This is a genomic window from Neisseria weaveri, from assembly GCF_900638685.1.
Lineage (GTDB): Bacteria > Pseudomonadota > Gammaproteobacteria > Burkholderiales > Neisseriaceae > Neisseria > Neisseria weaveri.
In genome coordinates, this window is record NZ_LR134533.1 from 286,553 (window position 1) to 308,167 (window position 21,615).

The following is a 21,615-nucleotide window of genomic DNA, read 5'->3' on the forward strand; positions in this document are numbered from 1 at the left end:
TGATTAAGGCCGTCTGAAATTTCAGACGGCCTTTACCAATCACTCCTTAACCTTCTCACTCAAAAAATCAATAAAACTTCTCACCTTCGCACTTAAAAACGCACGATCCACATAAGCGGCATAAAGTTTTGCTGTCAGGAAATGATAATCGGGCAGCAGGCGCACTACTCTGCCGGCGGTTAGGTCTTCGCAGGCGCACCATTCGGGTTGGAAGCCGATGCCGGCGCCGGCTCGGATCAAGCTGCCGACCATGAGGGTGCTGTCGCTGTGTATGGCTGCGTTGAGTTCGAGCAGGCTGCGTTGGCCGTTGTGTTTGTGTTGGATTTCGAGGCGGCTCATGTCGGTGTAGGAAGGCAGCACTGCGGGGTGCTGCGCGGCTTCTTCGGGGGTTTGCGGTACGCCGTTGCGCCGTAGATAATCGGGTGAGGCTAAGAGGAAAAACTGAATATCGGCCAAGGGTTTGACAATCAGTGAGGGGCCGGGGTCGTTGGAGACGCGTAAGGCGAGGTCAAAACCGTCGGCGATGAGGTCGGTGTGGCGGTTGCTGAGTACCAAGTTGAGGGATACTTCGGGATAGCGTTGTTTGTATTCGCTGATCCAGCGGCTGACGCGCGGACTGGCAAACCATTGCGGCATGGTGATGCGTAGGATGCCTTGCGGTTTTTCGGTAACGCCTGCGGCTTTTTGGGCGGCGGTTTCAAGGGTTTCGAGGGCGTGGCAGCATTGGCGGTAGTATTCTTCGCCGGTTTCGGTGAGGTGGAGGTTGCGGCTGTTGCGGTGTAAGAGTTTGGCTTGTAAGGTATTTTCTAAATGGCTGACGTGTTTGCTGGCCATGGCGTTGGAAATGCCGAGATGGTCGGCGGCGCGGGTGAAGCTGCCGTTTTCGACCACTTGGCGGAACACTTTGAGGCTGAACAGGGTATCCATGATTTCTTATTGAGAAATGATTGTTAAACAAAAAGAGTATATATCCACAAAAGGGAAATATCTATACTGTGCTCATCTTTCCACTATATGAGTAATCATCATGATGAGTAATCATCATGACGAATACCCATTCAAATTTGAGCCGTTTCCAACCCATATTATTGTCTGTTTTGCGCATCGTTTCGGCTTATATGTTTATGCTGCACGGCACGGCGAAGCTGTTTGCGTTGCCGCATATTGAGATGTTCGACGGCTTGCAGCTGATGTCGATTTACGGTTTGGCCGGCATTCTCGAAGTTGTGGGCGGCGTGTTATTGCTGTTGGGTTTGTTTACCCGTCCGGTGGCGTTCGTGTTGTCCGGCCAGATGGCGGTTGCCTATTTTATGTCGCACGCGGCCAAAGCGCCTTTGTTGCCACTGCTAAACGGCGGCGAAGCGGCGGCGCTGTTCTGCTTTATTTTCCTGTATATCGCAACGGCGGGCGGCGGCGCTTGGGCTTTGGATAATAAGTTGGGCAAAAAGCTATAATGCCGTCTGAAACCGCTCTTTCTTTTCACCATCCTTTAAGGAAACCATCATGACTTACACCGTACTCCAACAAGCCGCGGAAACCCGCCGCTCTGTTTACGTTTTAAACAAAAACCTGCCTCTGCCTGCTGCCGAAGTCGCCGAGATGGTGAAACATGCCGTGCTGCACACGCCTTCGTCATTCAATTCGCAATCTACCCGTGTGGTGGTGCTGTTCGGTGCGGAACACGAAAAGCTGTGGCAATTTGCCGAAGATGCCCTGCGCGCCATCGTGCCTGCCGAGAAATTCGAGCCAACCCAGCAAAAGCTGGATATGTTTAAAGCCGCGGCCGGTTCGGTGCTGTTTTTTGAAGACCAAAACGTCGTAAAAGGCTTGCAGGAACGCTTCCCCAGCTATGCCGACAATTTCCCCATCTGGGCGGAACACGCCGATGCCATGCACCAATACGCAGTATGGACCACGCTGGCCGCAGCCGGTATCGGCGCCAACCTGCAACACTACAATCCGCTGATTGACAACGCCGTTGCCCAAGAATGGTCGGTTCCCGCCAATTGGACATTGCGTGCGCAAATGGTGTTCGGCGGCATTGATGCGCCTGCGGGTGAGAAAACATTCGAGCCGCTGGAAGGCCGTCTGAAAGTATTCGGCTTGTAAACCGTTTGATTGATTATGCCTGTCTGAAACGGGTTAAGGGTTGGCTGCACAAAAACCTGCGTTATCCGTTTTCAGACAGGCATCGTTACATTTCAATAGTCCTATGAACAAAACCCCCGCCCTATTTCTCGGCCACGGCAGCCCGATGAACGTTATCGAAGCGGATAATCCGTTTACCCGGGGCTTCAGGCAGGTTGCGGCGCAGTTTCCCAAGCCCCGCGCCATACTGATGATTTCCGCTCACTGGTACGGCGATGCTTTGCAAGTATCCGGCAGCGCGGCTCCGGCCATGATTTATGATTTTTACGGCTTTCCCGAAGAGCTGAACCAAGTGCAGTATCCTGCTTCGGGCAGCCCCGAACTTACCGCCGAAGTGCAGCGTTTGCTCGCGCCCGAACCGGTATCCGTCGATATGCTTCGGGGGTTCGACCACGGCACATGGGGTGTACTCAAGCATCTTTATCCCGAAGCCGACATTCCCGTCGTACAACTGAGCCTGAACCGAAATCAACCCGCCGAATGGCATTTCGCACTGGCGCAAAAGCTCAAGCCATTGCGCGAACAAGGCGTGTTGGTTATCGGCAGCGGCAATATCGTTCACAACCTGCGCACCATCAGCTTTACCCATATCCGCCAAGCGGGTGCGGCTTACGAATGGGCAGAAACCTTCCGCCGCGACATCAACCAAGCCATTTTGAATCGGGACAACGAAACCTTGATCCACTACTTGCGCTTGGGCGAGGCTGCCGCTTTATCTGTGCCCACGCCCGAACATTACCTGCCCCTGCTCTACATCATGGCGTTGCGCGATGAAGAAGATGAAGTCAAGCTGTTCAACGACGAGATTGTCGGCGGTTCGTTAAGCATGACTTCGGTGTTGATTCGATAAAGTAATTTGCCTGATGATTTAATCGACAGCTTATATGTTCAGACGGCCTCCGCTAAAACAATCAGGCTGCACGGAAACCCTTTCCGTGCAGCCTGAACATTAAAGCCGACCGATTAACGGGGGCGGCAAACCGTATCCCACAGTTTTTTATTCGTTCGGTATTGGCTGTCAGGATAAGTCAGCACCGCCGTACCGCCTTGCTCATGCCATCTTAAGGTGTTTTCATCGTTCACAAAATAATCGCCTGAAGCAGAACGGGTGCGGCGGGTAGGAACCATAAAAACATCCTTGCCGTTGCTGAAGCTGACCACGGCATGATCGGCTGATCGGTGGTTGACCGAAACCTTATAGCCGTTGTCGCAACGGAACTTGCCGATATTGCTTGAAGAACCGCTTGACGCGCCGTTATCCAGCCCGCCGATTTCAACACCCTCAAGGCTTACGCAGGCGCTTGCCAGCAAAACCAAAGCCATAGGAGCCAACTTTTTGAAAATGCTCATAGAAAATCCTTAAATCAGGTATATTTTAAATATGCTTCACAGCGAAACCATTATTAAGAGATGATTTTGTCAGCAACAATCCGCACCACGAAAACAAGGAACACACAACATGAACCCTCAAAAATTAAGTGCCAAAACCAAAGACGTCGGCGGCATTCCCGTTGCCCGCCTGATACCGCAGGCAGGCCGCCGCACCATCGGCGCATGGTGTTTTCTCGACCATGCAGGCCCGGCCGAATTTAACGCTTTTTCAGACGGCCTCCAAATCGGTTTGCATCCGCATACCAACCTGCAAACCTTCACTTGGATGCTTGAAGGCGAATTATGGCACCAAGACAGCTTGGGCCACCGCCAGCTTATCCGCCCCAAACAAGTCAATTTGATGACGGCCGGCACGGGCGACACACACGGCATTGCCCATACCGAACAAACGCCCGAAGGCGTAAAAAATCTGCACGCCGTACAACTGTGGATTGCCTTGCCGATGAATCAAGACATCAAGCCCGATTTCCAACACTACCCCGAGCTGCCCGAATGGGAAGACAACGGCGTGCGCTACATCCTCACCACCGGCCGCTATCAAGGCCGCACCGCACCCACCGCCCAACACAGCCCCTTGCTCGGCGTGGACATCCAATGCCCGAACGCCGCAAAACTCGATATTCCGGCAAACCCGTCTTGGGAATACGGCGTATTGGTGATTGCAGGCAAAGTCCGCATCAACGGCGAAACATTCGGCGCGGACGAACTGGCCTTCATCGCCGCCGGCCAAGCCGAATCGTTTTCTTTGCAAGCCGAAGCGGGCAGCCACTTTATGCTGCTGGGCGGCGAACTGCTGCCGCGTCCCACTTTGATTTGGTGGAACTTCGTCGCCGACAGCCGCGAAGCCCTACGCCGCGCTATCGAAGATTGGAACAACGGCAGTGCGCGTTTCGGCTCCGAAATAGATCTAAACGGCACCCGCCTCACTCGCCTCCCTGCCCCTGAAATGCCGGGCAAATAGCGTATAGGCCGTCTGAACTTAGGCCGTCTGAAATTTTCAGACGGCCTGAGACCTTTGCAAAATAGCCCCTATACCCAACAGCCGAAACCCAAACACAGGATTTCGGCTGTTTTCCGTTCTAAATATCCCTTCATTCCCCTCAAATACCCGATAATCGGGTATCTGAGCTGCCTTTCAGACGGCAACAGGCGCACGTAGCCTGTTGGCTGCTTTCAGCAGGTTCAAACACATCGCCTTCAGATGGCTTTGCGCACTCACTTTGCTCAGACCAAAATAAGTTGCCCGGGCATGGCGGAATTTACGGTGCAGCGTACCAAAGCTTTGTTCGACCACATAACGGGTTTTCGATAAGTGTCGGTTACGTTTGGTTTGCGCTTCCGTCAGCGGCCGGTTGCGGTGGGATTTGCACATGATGCCGTCCCGCAACTGATGTTCTTCCAGATGTTGCCGGTTTTCCATACTGTCGTAGCCTTTATCGGCATAGACAGTCGTGCCTTTGGCTAGGCCTTCCAACAAAGGCAGCAGGTGTTTGCACTCATGGGCATTGGCGGCAGTGATGTGCAGTTTCTCAATGTAGCCTTCCGCATCGGTACGGGTATGTTGTTTGTAACCCGGATGGAAGCGGCCGTCTTTCTTTACCCAACGGGCATCGCTGTCTTTACTCGGTGTGGTTTGGCTGTTGACCCGCCCTTCGTCATCCACTTCTATGGCCTGACACTGTTTGCCGCCGGCCGTCTGAATAATGGTGGCGTCAACGATGGCGACGGATGCTTTCTCTACTTTTAAACCCTTGTCAGTCAGTTGGCGGTTAATCAGATCCAGTAATTCGGCCAAGGTGTTGTCTTGTGCCAGCCGGTTGCGGAAACGGCAAAGGGTGCTGTGGTCGGGAATGCAAAAGTCGTCGAAGCGGCAGAAGAGTTGGAAATCGATACGGGTGATGAGGCTGTGTTCGAGTTCGGGGTCGGAGAGGCTGTGCCATTGGCCGAGCAGGATGGCTTTGAACATGGACAGCAGGGGATAGGCGGGACGGCCGCGGTGGTCTCGAAGGTAACGGGTTCTTTGATGGTTGAGGTAATGCTCGATCGGTTGCCAATCAATCACCTGCTCCAGCTTCAGTAGAGGAAAGCGGTCGATGTGTTTGGCAATCATGGCTTGTGCGGTTTGCTGAAAGAAGGTGCTCATGAAAAATCCCCTAAATGTCTTGGGAGGGAATTTAGGGGATTGGGAGGAATTTTGGGGTAAGCGGATTAAATGGTTGATCTTACCTTTGCATGAGAGTGAGACAGACCGGCATCTCATCGGATTATCTGGTTGATGCTTCACCTACTGCTGGTGCATGTTTCCTTCGCTAATTCCAGCAAGAACCCCACACGCCTCAACTTCCCGGTCATCGTTGCAACTCGCTCTCAGTGAAACGAGTTGTTTCTCAAGCGCTTGCAGAGCGGTTATCTGCGACCGCACATGAGAGATGTGATCATCGAGCAAGGCGTTGACGGCGGTACAAGGCTGATGAGGGTCATCCTGATAGCTCTGTAGTTCGTGAATCTCAGCCAGTGACAGGCCTAGGATTCTGCAGCGACGGATGAAGGCCAGCCCCTCACCATGCTTCTCGGTATAGACACGGTAACCGTTGTCCTGCCGATCAGGCGGCGGCAACAAGCCCTGCTGTTCATAGAAGCGGATCGTCTGTGTTTCGACCCCTACCAACTGCGCCAACTGACCAATGCGCATCAGCCTCCTCCCCAACGGATTCTTTACTCTATTGACCTTATAGTAGCTTTATAGTTTAAAATGGTACCACAACATTGTTCAAGTGGAGTCGTATCATGAGCAAATCCTGTGGTGGCGCCTGTGGCGGTGATGCAATGTCCGCAGCGGATACCGATATACAGGCCTCCTCCGAGGCGCTAGGGAAATGGGTCAGTGTTTATGCCGTGCCGAAGATGGACTGTCCATCAGAAGAGCGAATGATTCGCCTAGCCCTGAACGGCTTTGAGGAGGTTCGGGCGCTGTCCTTCGACTTGTCGAACCGCCGGCTGAAGGTCGTGCATGACGGCGAGGTCGAGCCCGTCACCTCGAAACTGAAGACCTTGGGGCTAGGCGCCTCGCTTCAGGAAACCGTCGCTGCAAATCCGGAGACCATCAAGGCCGCCGAGTTTTCGGCAGCTTCTGCTAAGCAAGAATCCGGGACCCTGCGCTGGTTGCTCGGCATCAATGCACTTCTGTTCGTGGTGGAAATGACTGCCGGTCTGATCGCCCGGTCCACCGGCCTGATTGGAGAATCCCTGGACAATTTTGCCGATGCGGCGGTGTACGGGCTTGCCCTTTATGCGGTTGGACATAGCGTGAAAATGCAGGTACGTGCCGCGCATCTTGCTGGTGTACTGCAACTGATCTTGGCTGTGGGCGTGCTCGTAGAGGTGGTGAGACGCTTTGTATTCGGTAGTGAGCCTGAATCGCTGGTGATGATGGCTATCGCATTCGTCGCATTGATTGCCAATACCAGTTGTCTGCTGCTCATATCCAAACATCGGGAAGGTGGGGCGCACATGAAGGCAAGCTGGATATTCTCGGCCAACGACGTGGTGATCAACCTGGGGGTCATCACCGCCGGCGCCCTGGTCGCGTGGACCGGTTCCAATTATCCGGATCTGATTATCGGCACCATCGCGGGGGCATTGTACTTAACGGTGCCAGACGCATTTTGGCGTTGAAGGGTTAAATAATGCTCATTATTGGCAAAAAGCTCTCGCCGTATGCCCTATTGTCCATATCGGGCCTGCTGGCAGCGTCTGATCAGGCTGTAAAGTGGCTGGTGCAGCAATCAATGGCCTATGGCGAGTATGTTTCGGTGACCCCGTTCTTTAACTGGGTGCACCTATGGAACACCGGTGCCGTATTCAGTCTTTTTGCGAATGGTGGAGGCTGGCAGCGCTACTTTTTTATCGGAATCACGGTAGTGGTCTCGATTTTTCTGATCAAGCTGATCCTTGAAAATCGTCATAAAGGAGAAGCCATCGCTTACAGTCTTATCCTCGGTGGCGCCATGGGTAACCTGATTGACCGGGTCTTTCGCGGCTATGTTGTGGATTCCTTTGATTTCTATTGGCGAGACTGGCATTGGCCGGCCTTCAACCTGGCTGATATTGCAATTGTCCTCGGTGCCTTACTTTTCGTTTCCAGCAGCTTGTTGGGTAAAAAAGCAAACACCAATGCCGAGTCGGATGGATCTGACTGACACCTACGCCTATACAACACCATGACCGAACTTCCCGACAACATCCTTCACCTGCCGCAATACCAAGTACTGGGCTGCAAATCAACCGACGACGAAATGCACTTCCAGGTGGACGTGCCCGATCCCATCGCCTGCGAGGAATGCGGCGTGCAGGGTGAGTTCGTACGGTTCGGCAAGCGTGACGTTCCCTATCGTGATCTGCCCATCCACGGCAAACGGGTCACTCTCTGGGTGGTCCGCCGCCGATACACCTGCCGGGCCTGCAAGACAACATTCAGGCCCCAGCTACCGGAGATGGTGGACGGATTCCGTATGACACTGCGGCTGCATGAGTACGTGGAGAAGGAATCCTTCAACCACCCCTACACCTTTGTGGCGGCACAGACCGGCCTGGACGAGAAGACGGTGCGCGACATCTTCAACGCCCGCGCCGAGTTCCTGGGGCGCTGGCACCGCTTCGAGACGCCCCGCATCCTGGGCATTGACGAGCTATACCTGAACAAGCGCTACCGCTGCATTCTGACCAACATTGAGGAGCGAACCCTGCTCGACCTGCTGGCCACCCGCCGCCAGGACGTGGTGACCAACTACCTGATGAAGCTGAAAGACCGGCAGAAGGTCGAGATCGTCAGCATGGACATGTGGAACCCCTACCGGGCAGCGGTCAAGGCTGTGCTGCCCCAGGCCCGTATCGTGGTCGATAAGTTCCATGTGGTGCGCATGGTCAACGATGCCCTAGAGAGAGTGCGCAAGGGCCTCAGAAAGGAGCTGAAACCGTCCCAGAGCCGGACTCTCAAGGGAGACCGGAAAATCCTGCTGAAACGCGCTCACGAAGTCTCAGACCGGGAGCGCCTCATCATGGAGACCTGGACAGGCGCGTTCCCGCAACTGCTGGCCGCCTACGAGCACAAGGAGCGCTTCTACGGCATCTGGGACGCCACCACACGGCTCCAGGCAGAAGCCGCCCTGGACGAGTGGATAGCCACCATCCCGAAGGGCCAAAAGGAAGTCTGGAGCGATCTGGTCAGGGCAGTGGGAAACTGGCGCGAAGAGACCATGACCTACTTCGAGACGGACATGCCCGTCACCAACGCTTACACGGAGTCCATCAACCGACTGGCCAAGGACAAGAACCGTGAAGGGCGCGGTTACTCCTTCGAGGTGATGCGGGCACGAATGCTCTACACCACGAAGCACAAGAAGAAGGCACCGACTGCGAAGGTCTCTCCTTTCTACAAGAAAACCATCGGTTACGGACTGCCGGACTTCGCAGAGGAACTCAACTACGGAGTCGATCTATCAACCATCTGAGGGTGGTATCAGATTGATGGGGTGAAGGTGCCCCATCAACCATTAAATCCGTATACCCGAATTTTGCAAAGGTCTCAGGCCTGTTTAACAAAACAAGGAAACATCATGAACGTCTCCATCCGCCCGCTTACTCCAGAAAACGCCGAAGCATGGCAAATACTGTGGCAGGAATATTTGGCTTGCTGTCAAACCGAGTTGGCCGCCGGCGTTACCGTGCATACATGGCAGCAGATTGTCCGCAGCCGCAACATCAAAGGCTTGGCCGCGTTTGACCGACAAGGGCGGATGTTGGGTTTCGCCCACATTGTTCTGCACCCCAACACTTGGCACACCACCGATTGCTGCTGTCTCGAAGATTTGTTTGTCGGCAGCACATACCGCCGACTCGGCATCGCCCGGCTGCTGATCGAAGCAGTTTACCGTCTGGCGGAACAACAAAACTGCAACCGCGTCTATTGGGTAACGGCTCAAGACAATCACGCCGCCCAAGCCCTGTACCGGCAAGTAGCGCGTCCGACCGGCATGATCCAATACCGCAAGGATTTTTAAACAGCACCCGATTTTCAGACTGCCTCAAGCCCCGTTGAGTACCGCCGACGGCATAAAAAACCGCCCGCTTGCCGTCATCACCGCACCAGCCATTCGGAGAGAACCGCCATGCCTTCCCACCGACACCACGCCCACCACAACAACCTGCGCACGCTGGCGGTCAGCTTCGGCCTGATCGGCGGATTTATGTTGGTGGAATTTATCGGCGGTTTATGGTCGAACAGCTTGGCCTTACTCTCCGACGCCGGGCATATGCTCAGCGACGCCGCTTCGCTGCTGCTGGCCTTACTGGCCGTTGCTTGGGGCAGAAAAAACAGCACCGCACGGCACACATTCGGCTTTAAGCGGCTGGAAATTCTGGCCGCCCTGTTCAACGGCCTGACCCTGCTCGCCATCGCCGCCTACATCTGCTACGAAGCCGTTTCCCGACTCATGTCGCCCCAGAGCGTCGCCTCAACCGAAATGCTGGTCATCGCCGCCATCGGCTTGGGCATTAATCTATTTGTTGCTTGGTATATGCACCGCGGCGGCGATATCGAACACAACCTGAATATGAAAGCGGCCTACCTGCATGTGCTGGGCGACTTACTCGGCTCGCTCGCCGCCATAACCGCCGCCCTGCTGATCATGGCTTTCGGCTGGCTTTGGGCCGACCCGCTAACCAGCCTGATCGTGGCCGTTTTGATTGTACGCGGCGGCTGGTCTACCGCCCGGCAAGCCTGGCATATCTTGATGGAGGCCAGCCCCGAAATCGATTTGGAAGCAGTATTGGCGCTGTTGAAATCCGACCACCGCGTCCAATCCGTACACGACGTACATCTCTGGAGCATCGCCAGCGGCATCCATGCCCTATCCTGCCATTTGGTCGTTGACGGCAGTTTGACTGTCGCGGAAATCACCGATTTGCAGCACGTACTCGAACACAAACTGCACACACTCGGCATCCACCACACCAGCATACAAATCGAAAGCACGGCACACGGACACGACGAAAGCATCTTATGCCGCCCCCAAGCCGAAAACCGTCACCATCACCATTAAACACCCTAATTTTCCGATTGCCGCAAACCGTCAAGCCGGGCAATTTGTTTTTTGCAATTTTTATCAGGCCGTCTGAAAATTAAGGCCGTCTGAAAAGACGGCCTGCCGTTCAACCATTTCAGCGGTTTAAAACGATGATCCCGGCTGCTGCAGAAATGCCTGTTCTTCCGTGCTGCTTTCACGCCCCAGCACTTCGTTGCGGTGCGGATAACGTCCGAAACGGTCGATGATGACTTTATGCTTGATTTCAAAGTCCAAAGCATAAGGCGTGGTGTATTCGGCAAACAGCTTTTCCGCCTGCGCATGAATGGCACGGCTTTCGCTGTGCATCAGCGGCATCAGCATAAAGTGGCGTTCGGACGGTTGCATATCGGCAAAGCCGCTTTGGCGCACGGCTTCCTGAGCCAAGGCCACCGCCATATTGTCTTGCGCGAAAGCCAGCGGGCTGTTGCGGTGTAAATTGCGTGAAAACTGATCAAGTACGATAATTTCCGCCAAGCAGCCGTGCAGCGTTTCACGCCAGCCGTCCAGCTCCGAATATACGGCCTGTTGCCAAAGCGGGTAGAAACGGCTGCGGATCTTTGCATCGAATTCATCGCTTTTTTGAAACCAATACGGTTGGTTGGCTTCGTCAAACCAAAAATCCAAAACATCTTTCGGACTCATCATATTGCTCCTTGTCGAATAAAAGTGTGCTGTTTGCCTGCCGAATTGCGGCAGGTGCAGGTTAGGCCGTCTGAATCATTTTGGGCTTCCACCATTATGTACTGCTTAATTTCATCACCACCACGCCGGAAATAATCAGCAATGCGCCCAACCAACGGCCGAAAGTGGCGGCGTCGTTGAAAAACACCACACCCACCAAAAACGCGCCGGCCGCCCCTATGCCCGTCCAAACGGCATAAGCCGTGCCCATGGGTATGTTTTTTTGTGCCAAAAACAGGCAGAAACCGCTTGCCGCCATAAACGCAACAGCCAGCAACAGGCCGTGCCAACGGTAACCTTCCTGCTGTGCAAGCTTCAAGCCCAACGGCCAGCCGATTTCCAACAAGCCTGCCGTAATCAGATATACCCAACTCATTCATTATCCTTATTTTTACAATTTTTACGTTATCAGCCGCGCAGCTGTCTGCCGCTCGATATCGGTGCCGGACATTTCTCAAACACCGCAGCGCACACAATACAGGCCGTCTGAAAATTCAGACGGCCTGATTTTGCGGTCTTTCAAATCAAACGGGCGGCACGGTTGAAACGCCAAACCGGCCGAAACACGTCAATCGCCCATATTGGCCAACAGCTCGGCCTGATGTTCGGCAATCAAGGCGCCGGTCAGCTCGTCCAAATCGCCGTCCATAATGAAATCAAGCTTGTGCAGGGTTAAATTGATGCGGTGGTCGGTAACGCGGCCTTGCGGATAGTTGTATGTGCGGATACGTTCACTGCGGTCGCCGCTGCCGATGAGGCTTTTACGTTCAGCCGCTTCTTTGGCTTGAGCTTCGCGTTTTTGCGCATCATTCAAACGCGCGGCCAATACTTTCATGGCTTGCGCTTTGTTGCTGTGCTGTGAGCGCCCGTCTTGGCATTCCACCACCATGCCGGTCGGCAGGTGGGTAATGCGCACGGCAGAATCCGTTTTGTTGATGTGCTGGCCGCCGGCACCGGATGCGCGGAAGGTATCGATGCGCAAATCGGCAGGATTGAGCTGGATTTCTTCCAATTCGTCGGCTTCGGGCATCACGGCTACGGTACAGGCCGAAGTGTGGATGCGCCCTTGGCTTTCTGTGGCGGGAACGCGTTGTACGCGGTGGCCGCCCGATTCAAACTTCAGCTGGCTGTATGCACCCAAGCCGACGATACGCGCAATCACTTCTTTATAGCCGCCCAAATCGCTTTCGTTGGCGGATACGATTTCGACCTGCCAGCGGTTGCGTTCGGCAAAGCGGCTGTACATCCTCAATAAGTCGCCGGCAAACAGCGCGGCTTCATCACCGCCGGTGCCTGCGCGGACTTCAATGAAGATGTTTTTATCGTCGTCGGCATCTTTGGGCAACAGCAGTTTCTGCAATTCACCGTCCAACATTTCGATTTTTTCGTTGGCCGCTTCGATTTCTTCCGCCGCAAAATCTTTCATTTCGGGATCGGCAAGCATTTCCTGCGCTTCCGCCAAATCGTTTTGCGCCTGGCGGTATTTTTGGAAGGTCTCTACAACGGGCGTGATTTCCGAGTGTTCCCGCGTTAATTTGCGGTAATTGTCCATATCGTCGGTTGCTTCGGGAGAACCCAGCAAATGGGTCACTTCTTCCAATCGGTCGGCCAACTGCTGTAATTTTTCTAAAATAGACGGTTTCATTCATTCTTCCAGTGAATTAAGGCCATCTGAAAATTCAGACGGCCTATCCCAATAGCCCGTTATTTTACAGTTATCAAAAAACGGACTCAACAAAATTTTTCAGCCGCCGCCGGCACTGCGCACCGGCCAAACGCCGTAAAACAAGCCGTATCCCGACAGTGCGGCATACGGCTTGATATGTTGCATGCAAAGCATTCTGCCAACGCCGCAAAGCTTGTTCAATGCGGCCCGGCGGTTTGCATACAAGCAAATTCCGACTCGAAGGTCTTGGTTTTAACGGAAAAAGTCGCCCATTCCGGCAGGCAGGCCTTGGGTGAACGCGCCCATGGTTTTGTTGGTGGTTTCTTCGGCTTTATTGCCTGCGTCGTTGATGGCGGCCAGCACCAAATCTTCGAGCATTTCTTTGTCGTCGGCCGCTTCTTTGATCAAATCTTCGCTGATGTCGATTTTGCGGACAACATGGTTGCAGGTCATGGTTACTTTAACCAAGCCGTTGCCTGCTTCGCCGTTCACTTCGGTTTCAGCCAGCTTGGCTTGTGCTTTTTTCATGTTTTCCTGCATTTGTTGAGCCTGCTTCATCAGGCCGCCTAATCCGGCTTTTCCGAACATGGTTTTACTCCTGGTTAAAAAGGGTTTGATGATACCTATTGAATAGTAAATCGGCAATATAAACGATTGATTTTCCGATAAGGCCGTCTGAAAAACAGGCTTGCTTTTTTTCAGACGGCTTTTCTACGCATTAAGAGTCCGACTGTTCAAACAGCTCCAGCGTGTCGGGCAGCCATTCGGCTTCGAAAAGCTCGAGAATCTGCCGTGCGGCGGGGTCGGCTTCAAGCAGTTGCTGTGCTTTTTGGCGGCCTTCGAGTTGCAGGCGTTTGCGGCGCATGGTCGGGGTTTCCCAGCCTGCGTCGTTGCGCCACGCTTCGGTTTGCAGCTTTAAGGTCAGGCCGTATGCGTCGGCGAGGGTGTTTTGGATTTTATCCAAACGCTCTTTGGTAGTGGTGGCGCGGGCTTCGTCGGTGAGGGCGAGCATCATCAGGCCGGTTTCGGGCTGATAGCTTGTCCAAACGGCGTGTTGCGCCAGCATTTGTGCCGCGCCGAGTTTGGGGGCGAGGCGTTTGACGATGGCCGCCCAGTTTTCGGGGGCGAACTCGGGCAGCGGGGCGAAACCTGTCTGCTCTTCGGCCTCGGCCTGATCATCGTCTTCGCTATCCGCTGCGTTTTCAGACGGCATCGGCGGCTCGTATGTTTGATATTCGGGGTAGTCGTATTCTTCGGGGAAATACAGCGGCGCGTCCGTATCAAACGGGGCTTCGGCATATTCGGGCGGATAATCCGATGCCGTCTGAAAGGCGGTTTCGGCGGTTTCAGACGGCATGCTTTGCGGACTTTGAACTTCGCTTAACGGAGAGGCCGTCTGAATGTCTGCCGTGCTTGCTGGTGGGGTTGCCGCTGCGGTCTGAAGGCTTTCCATACTTTCAGACGGCATGGTGGCAGCTTCGGGTTGGCCGGTTTGAAGCATTTCAGGTGCGGCTTGTTTTTGCACGGCAACTTGCTCACCTGCGGTTTCAGACGGCCTTGCTATCGGTGTTGAGGCCGTCTGAAAATGCTCTGCTGCCACGGCGGGCGTTTCCTGCGTGTGATTCTGCAAAGATGCTTCTGCCGCCTGAACCGCTGTTTGCGTCTCAACTTTTTCAGACGGCCTTATGGGTTCGGAGGCCGTCTCAAAACCGTCCGCTGCCGCAGCGGGCGTTTCCGGTACATCTTCCCACGGCGGTGTATCTTCTGCCTGTGCAACAGCCTGTTCAGACGGCCTTGCTGCGGTTTCGGAGGCCGTCTGAACAGGTTTCGGTTCGGCCGGCGGCTCAGGCAGAACCAGCGGCTTTTTTGCGGCAGGCTCCGCCGCTTCGGGGTTGTGCAGTTGCGTGCCTTCTATCACGCCGTCGGGGTCGTGCGCTTTGGCGGCAATCGGGGCGAACGCGAGCATACGCAACAGCGTCATCACGAAACCGGCGTATTCGTCGGGCGCGAGGCTCAGGTCTTGTTTGCCGTGGATGGCGCATTGGTAGTAGAGCTGGATTTGTTCGCCGCTTAAATATTGCGATAAGCGCAGCAGGGTTTCGTGTTCGGGGTCGTCGGCAATGGCGGCGGGAACGGTTTTGGCAAGCGCCAGCCGTTGCAGCAGCATGGCCAACTCGCTCAAGGCGTTGTCGAAACCGATGGCGCGAGCGGCCATTTCCTGAGCTTTGCGCAGCAGTTCTTCGCCGTCTTGGTTCACGATGCCTTGCAGCAGTTCGTAAAGATAGCGTTTGTCGACCGCGCCGATCATCTGGCGGACATCATACTCGGTAACGCTGCCCGAACCCATCGCAATCGCTTGGTCGAGCAGGCTCAAGGCATCGCGCATCGAACCCATGGCAGCGCGTCCGAGCAGTTGCAGCGCGGGCGGCTCGAACGGAATCTGCTCTACCGTCAGCACATGCGCCAAGTGGTCGGCCACTTGCTGCGTGGTCATGTTGCGCAGTACGAATTGCAGACAGCGGCTCAATACGGTGATCGGCACTTTGTGCGGGTCGGTAGTGGCGAGAATGAATTTCACATGCTCGGGCGGTTCTTCCAGCGTTTTCAGCATGGCATTGAACGCGCTTTTGGAAAGCATGTGCACTTCGTCGATGATATAGACTTTGTATTTGCCGGCGGTGGGCGCGTATTGGGCGTTTTCGAGCACTTCGCGGATGTTGTCGATGCCGGTATTGGAAGCCGCGTCGATTTCGAGCAGGTCAACGTAACGCCCCGCGTCGATCTGGGTGCAGCTTTGGCACACGCCGCAAGGCTCGCCGTGGTTGGCGTTTTCGCAGTTGAGGCTTTTCGCCAAAATGCGGGCGATGGTGGTTTTGCCCACCCCGCGCGTGCCGGTAAGCAGATAGGCATGGTGCAGGCGGCCTTCGTCGAGCGCGTTGCGCAATGCTTTGACAACATGCTCCTGTCCGACCAAATCGGCAAAGGTTTTAGGCCGCCACTTACGGGCGAGAACTTGATAAGCCATAGATTCTCTTTTGTTTGAATTCGGTAAAGGAAGGCTGGTATGCGGCCGCGCGGCAGGTAAGGATGCACGCGCTGTTTTTATAATCGGGCCGCCGGTTTCATGCCTTGAAGATTCGGTATTCTAACATTTTTTACCTGCCGCCAAACACATGAAAACCGCCGCCGTTATCGCACGGGCAGCGGTTTTCTTATGCACGGCGGCAATATCGGGCCGTTATAAACGGTAGTTGCCGCCCACACCGTTGGCAATATCGCGAACAGCGGTTACATACATGCGGCTGTGGTTGTATTGCCATACGGCATAGAAGTTATTCAGGCCGATATAGTATTCATACACGCCCGGCGCGGTTTCGAGGCGGTAGAGTACGGCTTTTTCGTTGTCGTCCACCACATCCTGCGGCATCACGCCCAAGCGTTTGAGTTCGCCCACGGTGCGGGTGAGCGCGGTTTTTTCGTCGATGATGTTTTGCAGCTCTTGCGTGATGGTAAGCGTAACCGGCACCACCATTTTGCCGTTGGTCTGCCAGCCGTGCGCTTTCATGTAGTTCGCCACCGAAGCTGCCACGTCGCCGACGTTGTTCCAAATATCGCGCAAGCCGTCGCCGTCGTAATCGACTGCATATTTGCGGAAGCTCGAAGGCATAAACTGCGGCATGCCCATCGCGCCGGCGTAGCTGCCTTTAAAACCGAATACGTCGCGCTTCTCTTCTTTCGCCATCAGCAGAAATTCGTTTAATTCTTTTTGGAAAAATTCGGCGCGGCGCGGATAGTCGAACGCCAGTGTGCTCAGAGAATCCGCCAAGCGGAAGCTGCCCATATTGTTGCCGTAGTTGGTTTCGATGCCGATGATGGCCACGATCAGTTCGGCCGGTACGCCGTAGCTGCGCGCTACGGCATCGATGGTGGTTTTGTGTTGCGCGTAGAAACGCTTGCCGTTATTGATTTTTGAGGCGCCGGAATTGCCGGTGCGGAATTCATACCACGGGCGGGATGTGCCGGGGCGGTTCATGATGTTGATGATATTGCCTTTATATACCACGCCGCCAAAGAAATTTTCCAGCTCTCTTTGCGAAAAACGGCCGCTCTTGGCTTGATATTGAATAAAATTCTGCACATTACCGTTGCCGTTGAAACCGGTTAACGCAACAGAATCCGCCGCTTGATTAAATACAGGCTGCTTGGACAACGGAGGCACCGCAACCGGCTTGCCTCCCGTGACCTTACCGGACTGGCTGCTGCAAGCCACCAATATCAAAGCCGTTGTTAATACAGCTGCAATTTTTTTCATGAGCGATCCGTTCGAAAAAATAAAATATGTTGCCAGAGTGTATCAAAAATGCCGACGGCGTTAAAGAGCGCGCCTGCCCCGCCGTTCTTATCGGTTAAACAACGGCTTGCCAAAGATTGCCGTTATTCCGACTTTTATACTTGAATTCTTCTTTGCCACCCTTATTATCTGAAAAGACGGAATATTTTCGGAATAGACATACATGAAACCCCGCCCCATTACGGTTACCACTTACAATATGCACAAAGGTATGTCGGCACTAAACCGCAAAGTCCGCATCCGCACCATGACCAAAGCGTTGCAAGATTTAAAATCGGATGTTTTATTTTTGCAGGAAGTCCAAGGAGAAAACCTGCAACGCCGCACCAAGCTGTCCGCATTCCCCGAAAAACCGCACCACGACTTAATCGGCGGTTATCTGGAATACAACAGCAGCTACGGCAAAAATGCCGTGTATCCGGAAAAACACCACGGCAATGCCATCTTAAGCCATCTGCCTATCGAAACCCACCACAACCTGAATATTACCGTCAACAAGTTGGAACAACGCGGCCTACTGCATTGCGAGGTTCAACCCGAAGGCTGGGATATGCCTTTAGTATGTTTGTGCACCCACCTTAATTTATTGGAATCCGACAGGGCCAAGCAGTACAGCACCATTTTCGAATATGTCAGCCAACATATCGACCCGCTCAGCCCGTTGGTTATTGCCGGAGATTTTAACGACTGGCGTCAAAAATCACAGCTGTCGCTGGGGCGCGCTTTAAACCTTGAAGAAGTATTCATCAGCAACGGTCAACTTCCCAAGACTTTCCCCGCCCGTATGCCTATACTCAGCCTAGACAGAATTTACACGCGCAATCTCGACGTGTTAAATACGCAAGTTCACAACAGCGAACGCTGGAAAAACCTTTCCGACCACCTGCCTTTAAGCGCCAAAATTCTGCCCCGCCTTCCTTGAAACAAACCGTTATTCATATCTAAAGTACTTAATGTTCTAAAACAGCAGGCCGTCCGTACTTTCAGACGGCCTCAATAACTGTTATATTCAATCCCCCTATGCGGTTGCCCGTCCAACCGAGAATACAAGACCAAGGTTACAACATGCTTCTGATGATCGACAATTACGACAGCTTCACCTACAACATCGTGCAGTATTTTGCCGAACTGGGCCAGGAAGTGGTTGTCAGACGAAACGACGACATTACGCTTCAGGAAATCGAAGCTTTAAACCCAAATTATCTGGTTATCGGCCCCGGTCCCTGCTCGCCCAAAGAAGCCGGAATTTCCATTGCCGCCATGACCCATTTTGCAGGCAAACTGCCGATTATGGGCATCTGTCTCGGCCACCAAACCATAGGCGAAGCATTCGGCGGCAACATTATCCGCGCCCAAACCTTAATGCACGGCAAAGTGTCGCCGGTCAGCCATCACGGCACGGGAATGTTTAAAAACCTGCCCAACCCGGTTACCTGCACCCGCTACCACAGCTTGGTTATCGAACGTTCCAGCCTGCCGGAATGCCTGGAAATCACCGCATGGACGGAAGATGGAGAAATTATGGGCGTGCGCCATAAAACCTACCCCATCGAAGGCGTTCAATTCCACCCCGAAGCCCTGCTGACCGAGCACGGCCACGATATGCTGGATAACTTCCTCAAAGAATTTTCAGCATTCCAACCTTCCTAAACACACTCGAGAGGCCGTCTGAAAATACCCGGAATTTTCAGACGGCCTCTTCATAAAATAAAGGCTCTTTTTCAATGATTACGCCCCAACAAGCACTATTAAGACTGATCGACAACAACGAACTGTTTTATGACGAAATGACCGACCTGATGCGTCAAATCATGCGCGGCGAAGTTGCACCCGAATTAATTGCCGCCATCCTGACCGGCTTGCGCATCAAAGTCGAAAGCGTTTCAGAAATTGCCGCCGCAGCCGCCGTCATGCGCGAATTTGCCGTCAAAGTCCCCGTTGCCGACACCCGCAACCTGGTCGATATCGTCGGCACCGGCGGCGACAACGCACATACTTTCAATATCTCCAGCACAGCCATGTTTGTTGCCGCCGCAGCCGGTGCCAAAATCGCCAAACACGGCGGGCGTTCCGTCTCTTCTTCGAGCGGTTCCGCAGACATCATCGAACAAATGGGCGCGTCGCTTACCTTATCGCCCGAACAAGTCGGCACCTGCATCGACCAAGTCGGTATCGGCTTTATGTTTGCCCCCAACCACCACAGCAGCATGCGCTATGTCGCTCCGGTCAGACGCGCACTCGGCTTCCGCTCCATTTTCAATATTCTCGGCCCGATGACCAATCCTGCTTCCGCGCCCAACCAAGTGCTCGGCGTCTTCCATATCGACTTGTGCGGCATTCTCTCGCGCGTTTTACAGCAGCTCGGCTCCAAACACGTTTTGGTCGTACACGGTAGCGACGGCCTCGATGAAATTACCGTTACCGGCAGCAGCCGCATTGCCGAGCTGAAAGACGGACGCATTACCGAATACGACATCCACCCCGAAAATTTCGGCTTGCCTGTTTACAAAGACCTCTCAGGCATCAAAGCGGCCAATACGCAAGAATCGCTCACCATCATGAACCAAGTATTAAACGGCCAACACGGTCCTGCCAGAGATATTGTCGTACTCAATGCGGCTGCCACTATTTATGCCGGCGGAAAAGCCGACTCGTTGGCAGACGGCATTGCCGCCGCACAAGAAGCATTGGATTCAGGCAAAGCCAAAGCCAAACAGGCCGAATTTATCCGCTTAAGCACGCAACTGGCAGAAAGTCAGGCTCAATAGCAAACACGACATCCTTTATCTGCTTGCAGTAAAAAACCGTTTATCAACCGAAATCGCAACCAAATAAAACACCATTCCGGTTTCTGTCAATGAATAAACGGCGAATAATCGGCAAACAGATTCAATTCAAGAAAATAAACGGTTTCAATCGATTAAGGCCGTCTGAAAAATTCAGACGGCCTCAAATCATCAAAATAATAAAACATAAATAAAAACGGCATACCTTAAAAGATATACCGTTTTTTTCCGGAACAGTCAGCTAAGAGAACTGCTTATATTTTGGCAGTGGTTTGTGTTTAGTCCTCTTGCGCCCCGGTTTGCAGATAATTTGCCAAACCGAGCGTGGCAACCAGTTCCTGTTGGTTACCCAGCCAGTCCATGTGTTCTTCGTTGGTGTCTTTCTGTTTTTCCAACAAAGCACGGCTGACATAATCCTGCTGCGCTTCGCAAACGGCAATGGCTGCAATCAACGCATCATGTTTTTCCTGCTCTTTGTTTAAGTCGCATTTGATGATTTCTTCAACATTTTCACCAATCAGCAACTTACCCAGCTCTTGAAGGTTAGGCAGGCCTTCCAACAACAAGATGCGTTCGATCAAGTCGTCGGCAGCTTTCATTTCCACAATAGACTGCTTGTAAAAATGATGACCCAACTCTTCAAAGCCCCAGTTTTTCAAAATGCGGGCATGCAGAAAATATTGGTTGATGGTCACCAACAGCAAGCCCAGATTTTTATTTAATTCGCGCAATACCAAACGGTCGCCTTGCATCATTTATCTCCTACAATTTGACGGATTCAAATTACAGCTGGCTTTGCAGATAATTTTGGATACCCACCAACTCGATCAGACGCAATTGCTGTTCCAACCAATGAGCGTGGTCTTCTTCGGTATCTTTCAACTGTGCAACCAACAAATCACGGGTTACGTAATCCTGTTTTTCTTCGCACAGCTTGATACCTTTTTTCAAAGCTTCGCGAACTTCATATTCGGTATTCAAATCCGCTTTCAACATAGAAACCACATCGCTGCCCACATTAATGGCAGCAGGAACCATGTTCGGCGTACCGCCCAACATCAAAATACGGCGGATAAATCCCTCGGCGTGCAGCGTTTCGTCCTCAGCTTCATGACCGATGCGTTCAAACAACTTATTGTAGCCCCACTCGGAATACATACGTGAATGAATAAAATACTGATCGCGCGCAGCTAATTCACCTGCCAACAATTCGTTCATATAATCAACAACTGCTTTATCACCTTGCATGATTTTTTCCTTTTTATGCTATTTCGACAGAACCCCGTCCTGCCCTAATTGATTGATGAAGCTATTTTATGAAATTCCCTTATCCATTTCAAACTTTCCATTTAAAATACAAATAATTATCAAAAAGAACAACTATCACAAAAATCCATAAAAAAATTCAAGTATATGTTTTTTATAAAAAATTAATGCATTTAAAACTAATAACCTGTATCAACAATA

23 protein-coding genes and 1 pseudogene are annotated in these 21,615 nt (G+C 53.1%); 12 read left to right on the top strand and 12 right to left on the bottom strand.

What is annotated here, in order from left to right; all coding sequences use genetic code 11:
- Positions 1-39 precede the first annotated feature (39 nt).
- Positions 40-927 carry a LysR family transcriptional regulator gene (locus EL309_RS01400; protein WP_004284304.1) on the bottom strand — a complete coding sequence of 296 codons (888 nt, stop codon included), beginning with the start codon at positions 925-927 and terminating at the stop codon, positions 40-42.
- A gap of 116 nt (positions 928-1,043) precedes the next feature.
- On the opposite strand from EL309_RS01400, the gene EL309_RS01405 reads away from it, so the two are divergent.
- The 3 genes from EL309_RS01405 (at position 1,044) to ygiD (ending at position 2,998) form a co-directional block, all read left to right on the top strand.
- Positions 1,044-1,454 (top strand): DoxX family protein, encoded by a 411-nt coding sequence (locus EL309_RS01405; RefSeq protein ID WP_004284303.1) that lies wholly within the window; start codon positions 1,044-1,046, stop codon positions 1,452-1,454.
- 49 nt (positions 1,455-1,503) lie between these two features.
- On the top strand, positions 1,504-2,109 hold the full coding sequence (locus tag EL309_RS01410) for a nitroreductase family protein (RefSeq protein WP_004284302.1): 606 nt from the start codon (positions 1,504-1,506) through the stop codon (positions 2,107-2,109).
- A 103-nt stretch (positions 2,110-2,212) separates the two neighbouring features.
- A complete protein-coding gene (gene ygiD, locus EL309_RS01415; RefSeq protein ID WP_004284301.1) occupies positions 2,213-2,998 on the top strand; it encodes a 4,5-DOPA-extradiol-dioxygenase in 786 nt (261 codons plus the stop codon).
- A 113-nt stretch (positions 2,999-3,111) separates the two neighbouring features.
- Here the strand turns inward: ygiD and EL309_RS01420 are convergent, their stop codons facing one another.
- Complete coding sequence (locus EL309_RS01420) at positions 3,112-3,498, bottom strand: MliC family protein (protein WP_004284300.1); 387 nt, start codon at positions 3,496-3,498, stop codon at positions 3,112-3,114.
- A gap of 109 nt (positions 3,499-3,607) precedes the next feature.
- Between EL309_RS01420 and EL309_RS01425 the strand changes: the two genes are divergently transcribed.
- Positions 3,608-4,501: a pirin family protein gene (locus EL309_RS01425; protein ID WP_004284299.1), complete on the top strand. Its 894-nt coding sequence runs from the start codon at positions 3,608-3,610 to the stop codon at positions 4,499-4,501.
- Between the two features lie 174 nt (positions 4,502-4,675).
- On the opposite strand, the gene EL309_RS01435 is transcribed toward EL309_RS01425, so the two are convergent.
- Positions 4,676-5,683, bottom strand: a complete 1,008-nt coding sequence (locus tag EL309_RS01435) for an IS5 family transposase (RefSeq protein WP_126382066.1) — start codon at positions 5,681-5,683, stop codon at positions 4,676-4,678.
- Positions 5,684-5,824: 141 nt separating this feature from the next.
- A complete protein-coding gene (gene cadR / locus EL309_RS01445) occupies positions 5,825-6,232 on the bottom strand; it encodes a Cd(II)/Pb(II)-responsive transcriptional regulator (RefSeq protein WP_004364961.1) in 408 nt (135 codons plus the stop codon).
- 95 nt (positions 6,233-6,327) lie between these two features.
- Here cadR and EL309_RS01450 point away from each other — a divergent pair.
- The 5 genes and pseudogenes from EL309_RS01450 (at position 6,328) to EL309_RS01475 (ending at position 10,640) form a co-directional block, all read left to right on the top strand.
- A pseudogene (locus tag EL309_RS01450) lies at positions 6,328-7,223 on the top strand (cation transporter).
- A gap of 3 nt (positions 7,224-7,226) precedes the next feature.
- Positions 7,227-7,739, top strand: a complete 513-nt coding sequence (gene lspA / locus EL309_RS01455; RefSeq protein WP_040669628.1) for a signal peptidase II — start codon at positions 7,227-7,229, stop codon at positions 7,737-7,739.
- 21 nt (positions 7,740-7,760) lie between these two features.
- The gene (locus tag EL309_RS01460) at positions 7,761-9,050 is read left to right on the top strand and encodes an ISL3-like element ISPpu12 family transposase (protein WP_004283026.1); all 1,290 of its coding nucleotides are present in this window, start codon (positions 7,761-7,763) and stop codon (positions 9,048-9,050) included.
- 105 nt (positions 9,051-9,155) lie between these two features.
- Positions 9,156-9,599: a GNAT family N-acetyltransferase gene (locus tag EL309_RS01470; protein WP_004284298.1), complete on the top strand. Its 444-nt coding sequence runs from the start codon at positions 9,156-9,158 to the stop codon at positions 9,597-9,599.
- A gap of 108 nt (positions 9,600-9,707) precedes the next feature.
- The gene (locus EL309_RS01475) at positions 9,708-10,640 is read left to right on the top strand and encodes a cation diffusion facilitator family transporter (protein WP_004284297.1); all 933 of its coding nucleotides are present in this window, start codon (positions 9,708-9,710) and stop codon (positions 10,638-10,640) included.
- A gap of 126 nt (positions 10,641-10,766) precedes the next feature.
- Here EL309_RS01475 and EL309_RS01480 read toward each other — a convergent pair whose 3' ends face one another.
- The 6 genes from EL309_RS01480 to mltB form a co-directional block, all read right to left on the bottom strand.
- On the bottom strand, positions 10,767-11,309 hold the full coding sequence (locus EL309_RS01480) for a DUF924 family protein (RefSeq protein ID WP_004284296.1): 543 nt from the start codon (positions 11,307-11,309) through the stop codon (positions 10,767-10,769).
- Between the two features lie 91 nt (positions 11,310-11,400).
- On the bottom strand, positions 11,401-11,721 hold the full coding sequence (locus EL309_RS01485; RefSeq protein WP_004284295.1) for a DMT family transporter: 321 nt from the start codon (positions 11,719-11,721) through the stop codon (positions 11,401-11,403).
- A 192-nt stretch (positions 11,722-11,913) separates the two neighbouring features.
- Entirely contained in the window at positions 11,914-12,990 is a 1,077-nt protein-coding gene (gene prfA, locus EL309_RS01490; RefSeq protein WP_004284294.1) for a peptide chain release factor 1, read from the bottom strand.
- A 273-nt stretch (positions 12,991-13,263) separates the two neighbouring features.
- A complete protein-coding gene (locus EL309_RS01495) occupies positions 13,264-13,599 on the bottom strand; it encodes a YbaB/EbfC family nucleoid-associated protein (protein WP_004284292.1) in 336 nt (111 codons plus the stop codon).
- A 130-nt stretch (positions 13,600-13,729) separates the two neighbouring features.
- Positions 13,730-16,036, bottom strand: a complete 2,307-nt coding sequence (gene dnaX, locus EL309_RS01500) for a DNA polymerase III subunit gamma/tau (RefSeq protein WP_004284291.1) — start codon at positions 16,034-16,036, stop codon at positions 13,730-13,732.
- A gap of 213 nt (positions 16,037-16,249) precedes the next feature.
- Entirely contained in the window at positions 16,250-17,323 is a 1,074-nt protein-coding gene (gene mltB, locus EL309_RS01505; protein WP_004284290.1) for a lytic murein transglycosylase B, read from the bottom strand.
- A 202-nt stretch (positions 17,324-17,525) separates the two neighbouring features.
- Here mltB and EL309_RS01510 point away from each other — a divergent pair, with 202 nt between their 5' ends.
- The 3 genes from EL309_RS01510 (at position 17,526) to trpD (ending at position 20,130) form a co-directional block, all read left to right on the top strand.
- On the top strand, positions 17,526-18,284 hold the full coding sequence (locus tag EL309_RS01510) for an endonuclease/exonuclease/phosphatase family protein (protein ID WP_004284289.1): 759 nt from the start codon (positions 17,526-17,528) through the stop codon (positions 18,282-18,284).
- Positions 18,285-18,427: 143 nt separating this feature from the next.
- The gene (locus EL309_RS01515) at positions 18,428-19,012 is read left to right on the top strand and encodes an aminodeoxychorismate/anthranilate synthase component II (RefSeq protein WP_036494844.1); all 585 of its coding nucleotides are present in this window, start codon (positions 18,428-18,430) and stop codon (positions 19,010-19,012) included.
- Positions 19,013-19,086: 74 nt separating this feature from the next.
- Positions 19,087-20,130 (top strand): anthranilate phosphoribosyltransferase, encoded by a 1,044-nt coding sequence (trpD, locus tag EL309_RS01520; protein ID WP_004284287.1) that lies wholly within the window; start codon positions 19,087-19,089, stop codon positions 20,128-20,130.
- Between the two features lie 296 nt (positions 20,131-20,426).
- On the opposite strand, the gene bfr (EL309_RS01525) is transcribed toward trpD, so the two are convergent.
- Entirely contained in the window at positions 20,427-20,900 is a 474-nt protein-coding gene (gene bfr, locus EL309_RS01525) for a bacterioferritin (protein ID WP_036494846.1), read from the bottom strand.
- A 31-nt stretch (positions 20,901-20,931) separates the two neighbouring features.
- Positions 20,932-21,396, bottom strand: a complete 465-nt coding sequence (gene bfr / locus EL309_RS01530; protein ID WP_004284285.1) for a bacterioferritin — start codon at positions 21,394-21,396, stop codon at positions 20,932-20,934.
- Between the last annotated feature and the right edge of the window lie 219 nt (positions 21,397-21,615).

What these genes read in the sequence shown, in the direction of transcription:
- EL309_RS01515 (WP_036494844.1), top strand. Translation starts at nt 18,428, where the DNA reads ATGCTTCTGATGATCGACAATTACGACAGCTTCACCTACAACATCGTG.
- EL309_RS01405 (WP_004284303.1), top strand. Translation starts at nt 1,044, where the DNA reads ATGACGAATACCCATTCAAATTTGAGCCGTTTCCAACCCATATTATTG.
- cadR (WP_004364961.1), bottom strand. Translation starts at nt 6,232, where the DNA reads ATGCGCATTGGTCAGTTGGCGCAGTTGGTAGGGGTCGAAACACAGACG.
- EL309_RS01480 (WP_004284296.1), bottom strand. Translation starts at nt 11,309, where the DNA reads ATGATGAGTCCGAAAGATGTTTTGGATTTTTGGTTTGACGAAGCCAAC.
- mltB (WP_004284290.1), bottom strand. Translation starts at nt 17,323, where the DNA reads ATGAAAAAAATTGCAGCTGTATTAACAACGGCTTTGATATTGGTGGCT.
- EL309_RS01425 (WP_004284299.1), top strand. Translation starts at nt 3,608, where the DNA reads ATGAACCCTCAAAAATTAAGTGCCAAAACCAAAGACGTCGGCGGCATT.
- EL309_RS01435 (WP_126382066.1), bottom strand. Translation starts at nt 5,683, where the DNA reads ATGAGCACCTTCTTTCAGCAAACCGCACAAGCCATGATTGCCAAACAC.
- EL309_RS01510 (WP_004284289.1), top strand. Translation starts at nt 17,526, where the DNA reads ATGAAACCCCGCCCCATTACGGTTACCACTTACAATATGCACAAAGGT.
- EL309_RS01410 (WP_004284302.1), top strand. Translation starts at nt 1,504, where the DNA reads ATGACTTACACCGTACTCCAACAAGCCGCGGAAACCCGCCGCTCTGTT.
- bfr (WP_036494846.1), bottom strand. Translation starts at nt 20,900, where the DNA reads ATGCAAGGCGACCGTTTGGTATTGCGCGAATTAAATAAAAATCTGGGC.
- EL309_RS01485 (WP_004284295.1), bottom strand. Translation starts at nt 11,721, where the DNA reads ATGAGTTGGGTATATCTGATTACGGCAGGCTTGTTGGAAATCGGCTGG.
- dnaX (WP_004284291.1), bottom strand. Translation starts at nt 16,036, where the DNA reads ATGGCTTATCAAGTTCTCGCCCGTAAGTGGCGGCCTAAAACCTTTGCC.
- EL309_RS01495 (WP_004284292.1), bottom strand. Translation starts at nt 13,599, where the DNA reads ATGTTCGGAAAAGCCGGATTAGGCGGCCTGATGAAGCAGGCTCAACAA.
- EL309_RS01460 (WP_004283026.1), top strand. Translation starts at nt 7,761, where the DNA reads ATGACCGAACTTCCCGACAACATCCTTCACCTGCCGCAATACCAAGTA.
- EL309_RS01400 (WP_004284304.1), bottom strand. Translation starts at nt 927, where the DNA reads ATGGATACCCTGTTCAGCCTCAAAGTGTTCCGCCAAGTGGTCGAAAAC.
- EL309_RS01475 (WP_004284297.1), top strand. Translation starts at nt 9,708, where the DNA reads ATGCCTTCCCACCGACACCACGCCCACCACAACAACCTGCGCACGCTG.
- ygiD (WP_004284301.1), top strand. Translation starts at nt 2,213, where the DNA reads ATGAACAAAACCCCCGCCCTATTTCTCGGCCACGGCAGCCCGATGAAC.
- lspA (WP_040669628.1), top strand. Translation starts at nt 7,227, where the DNA reads ATGCTCATTATTGGCAAAAAGCTCTCGCCGTATGCCCTATTGTCCATA.
- EL309_RS01420 (WP_004284300.1), bottom strand. Translation starts at nt 3,498, where the DNA reads ATGAGCATTTTCAAAAAGTTGGCTCCTATGGCTTTGGTTTTGCTGGCA.
- EL309_RS01470 (WP_004284298.1), top strand. Translation starts at nt 9,156, where the DNA reads ATGAACGTCTCCATCCGCCCGCTTACTCCAGAAAACGCCGAAGCATGG.
- bfr (WP_004284285.1), bottom strand. Translation starts at nt 21,396, where the DNA reads ATGCAAGGTGATAAAGCAGTTGTTGATTATATGAACGAATTGTTGGCA.
- trpD (WP_004284287.1), top strand. Translation starts at nt 19,087, where the DNA reads ATGATTACGCCCCAACAAGCACTATTAAGACTGATCGACAACAACGAA.
- prfA (WP_004284294.1), bottom strand. Translation starts at nt 12,990, where the DNA reads ATGAAACCGTCTATTTTAGAAAAATTACAGCAGTTGGCCGACCGATTG.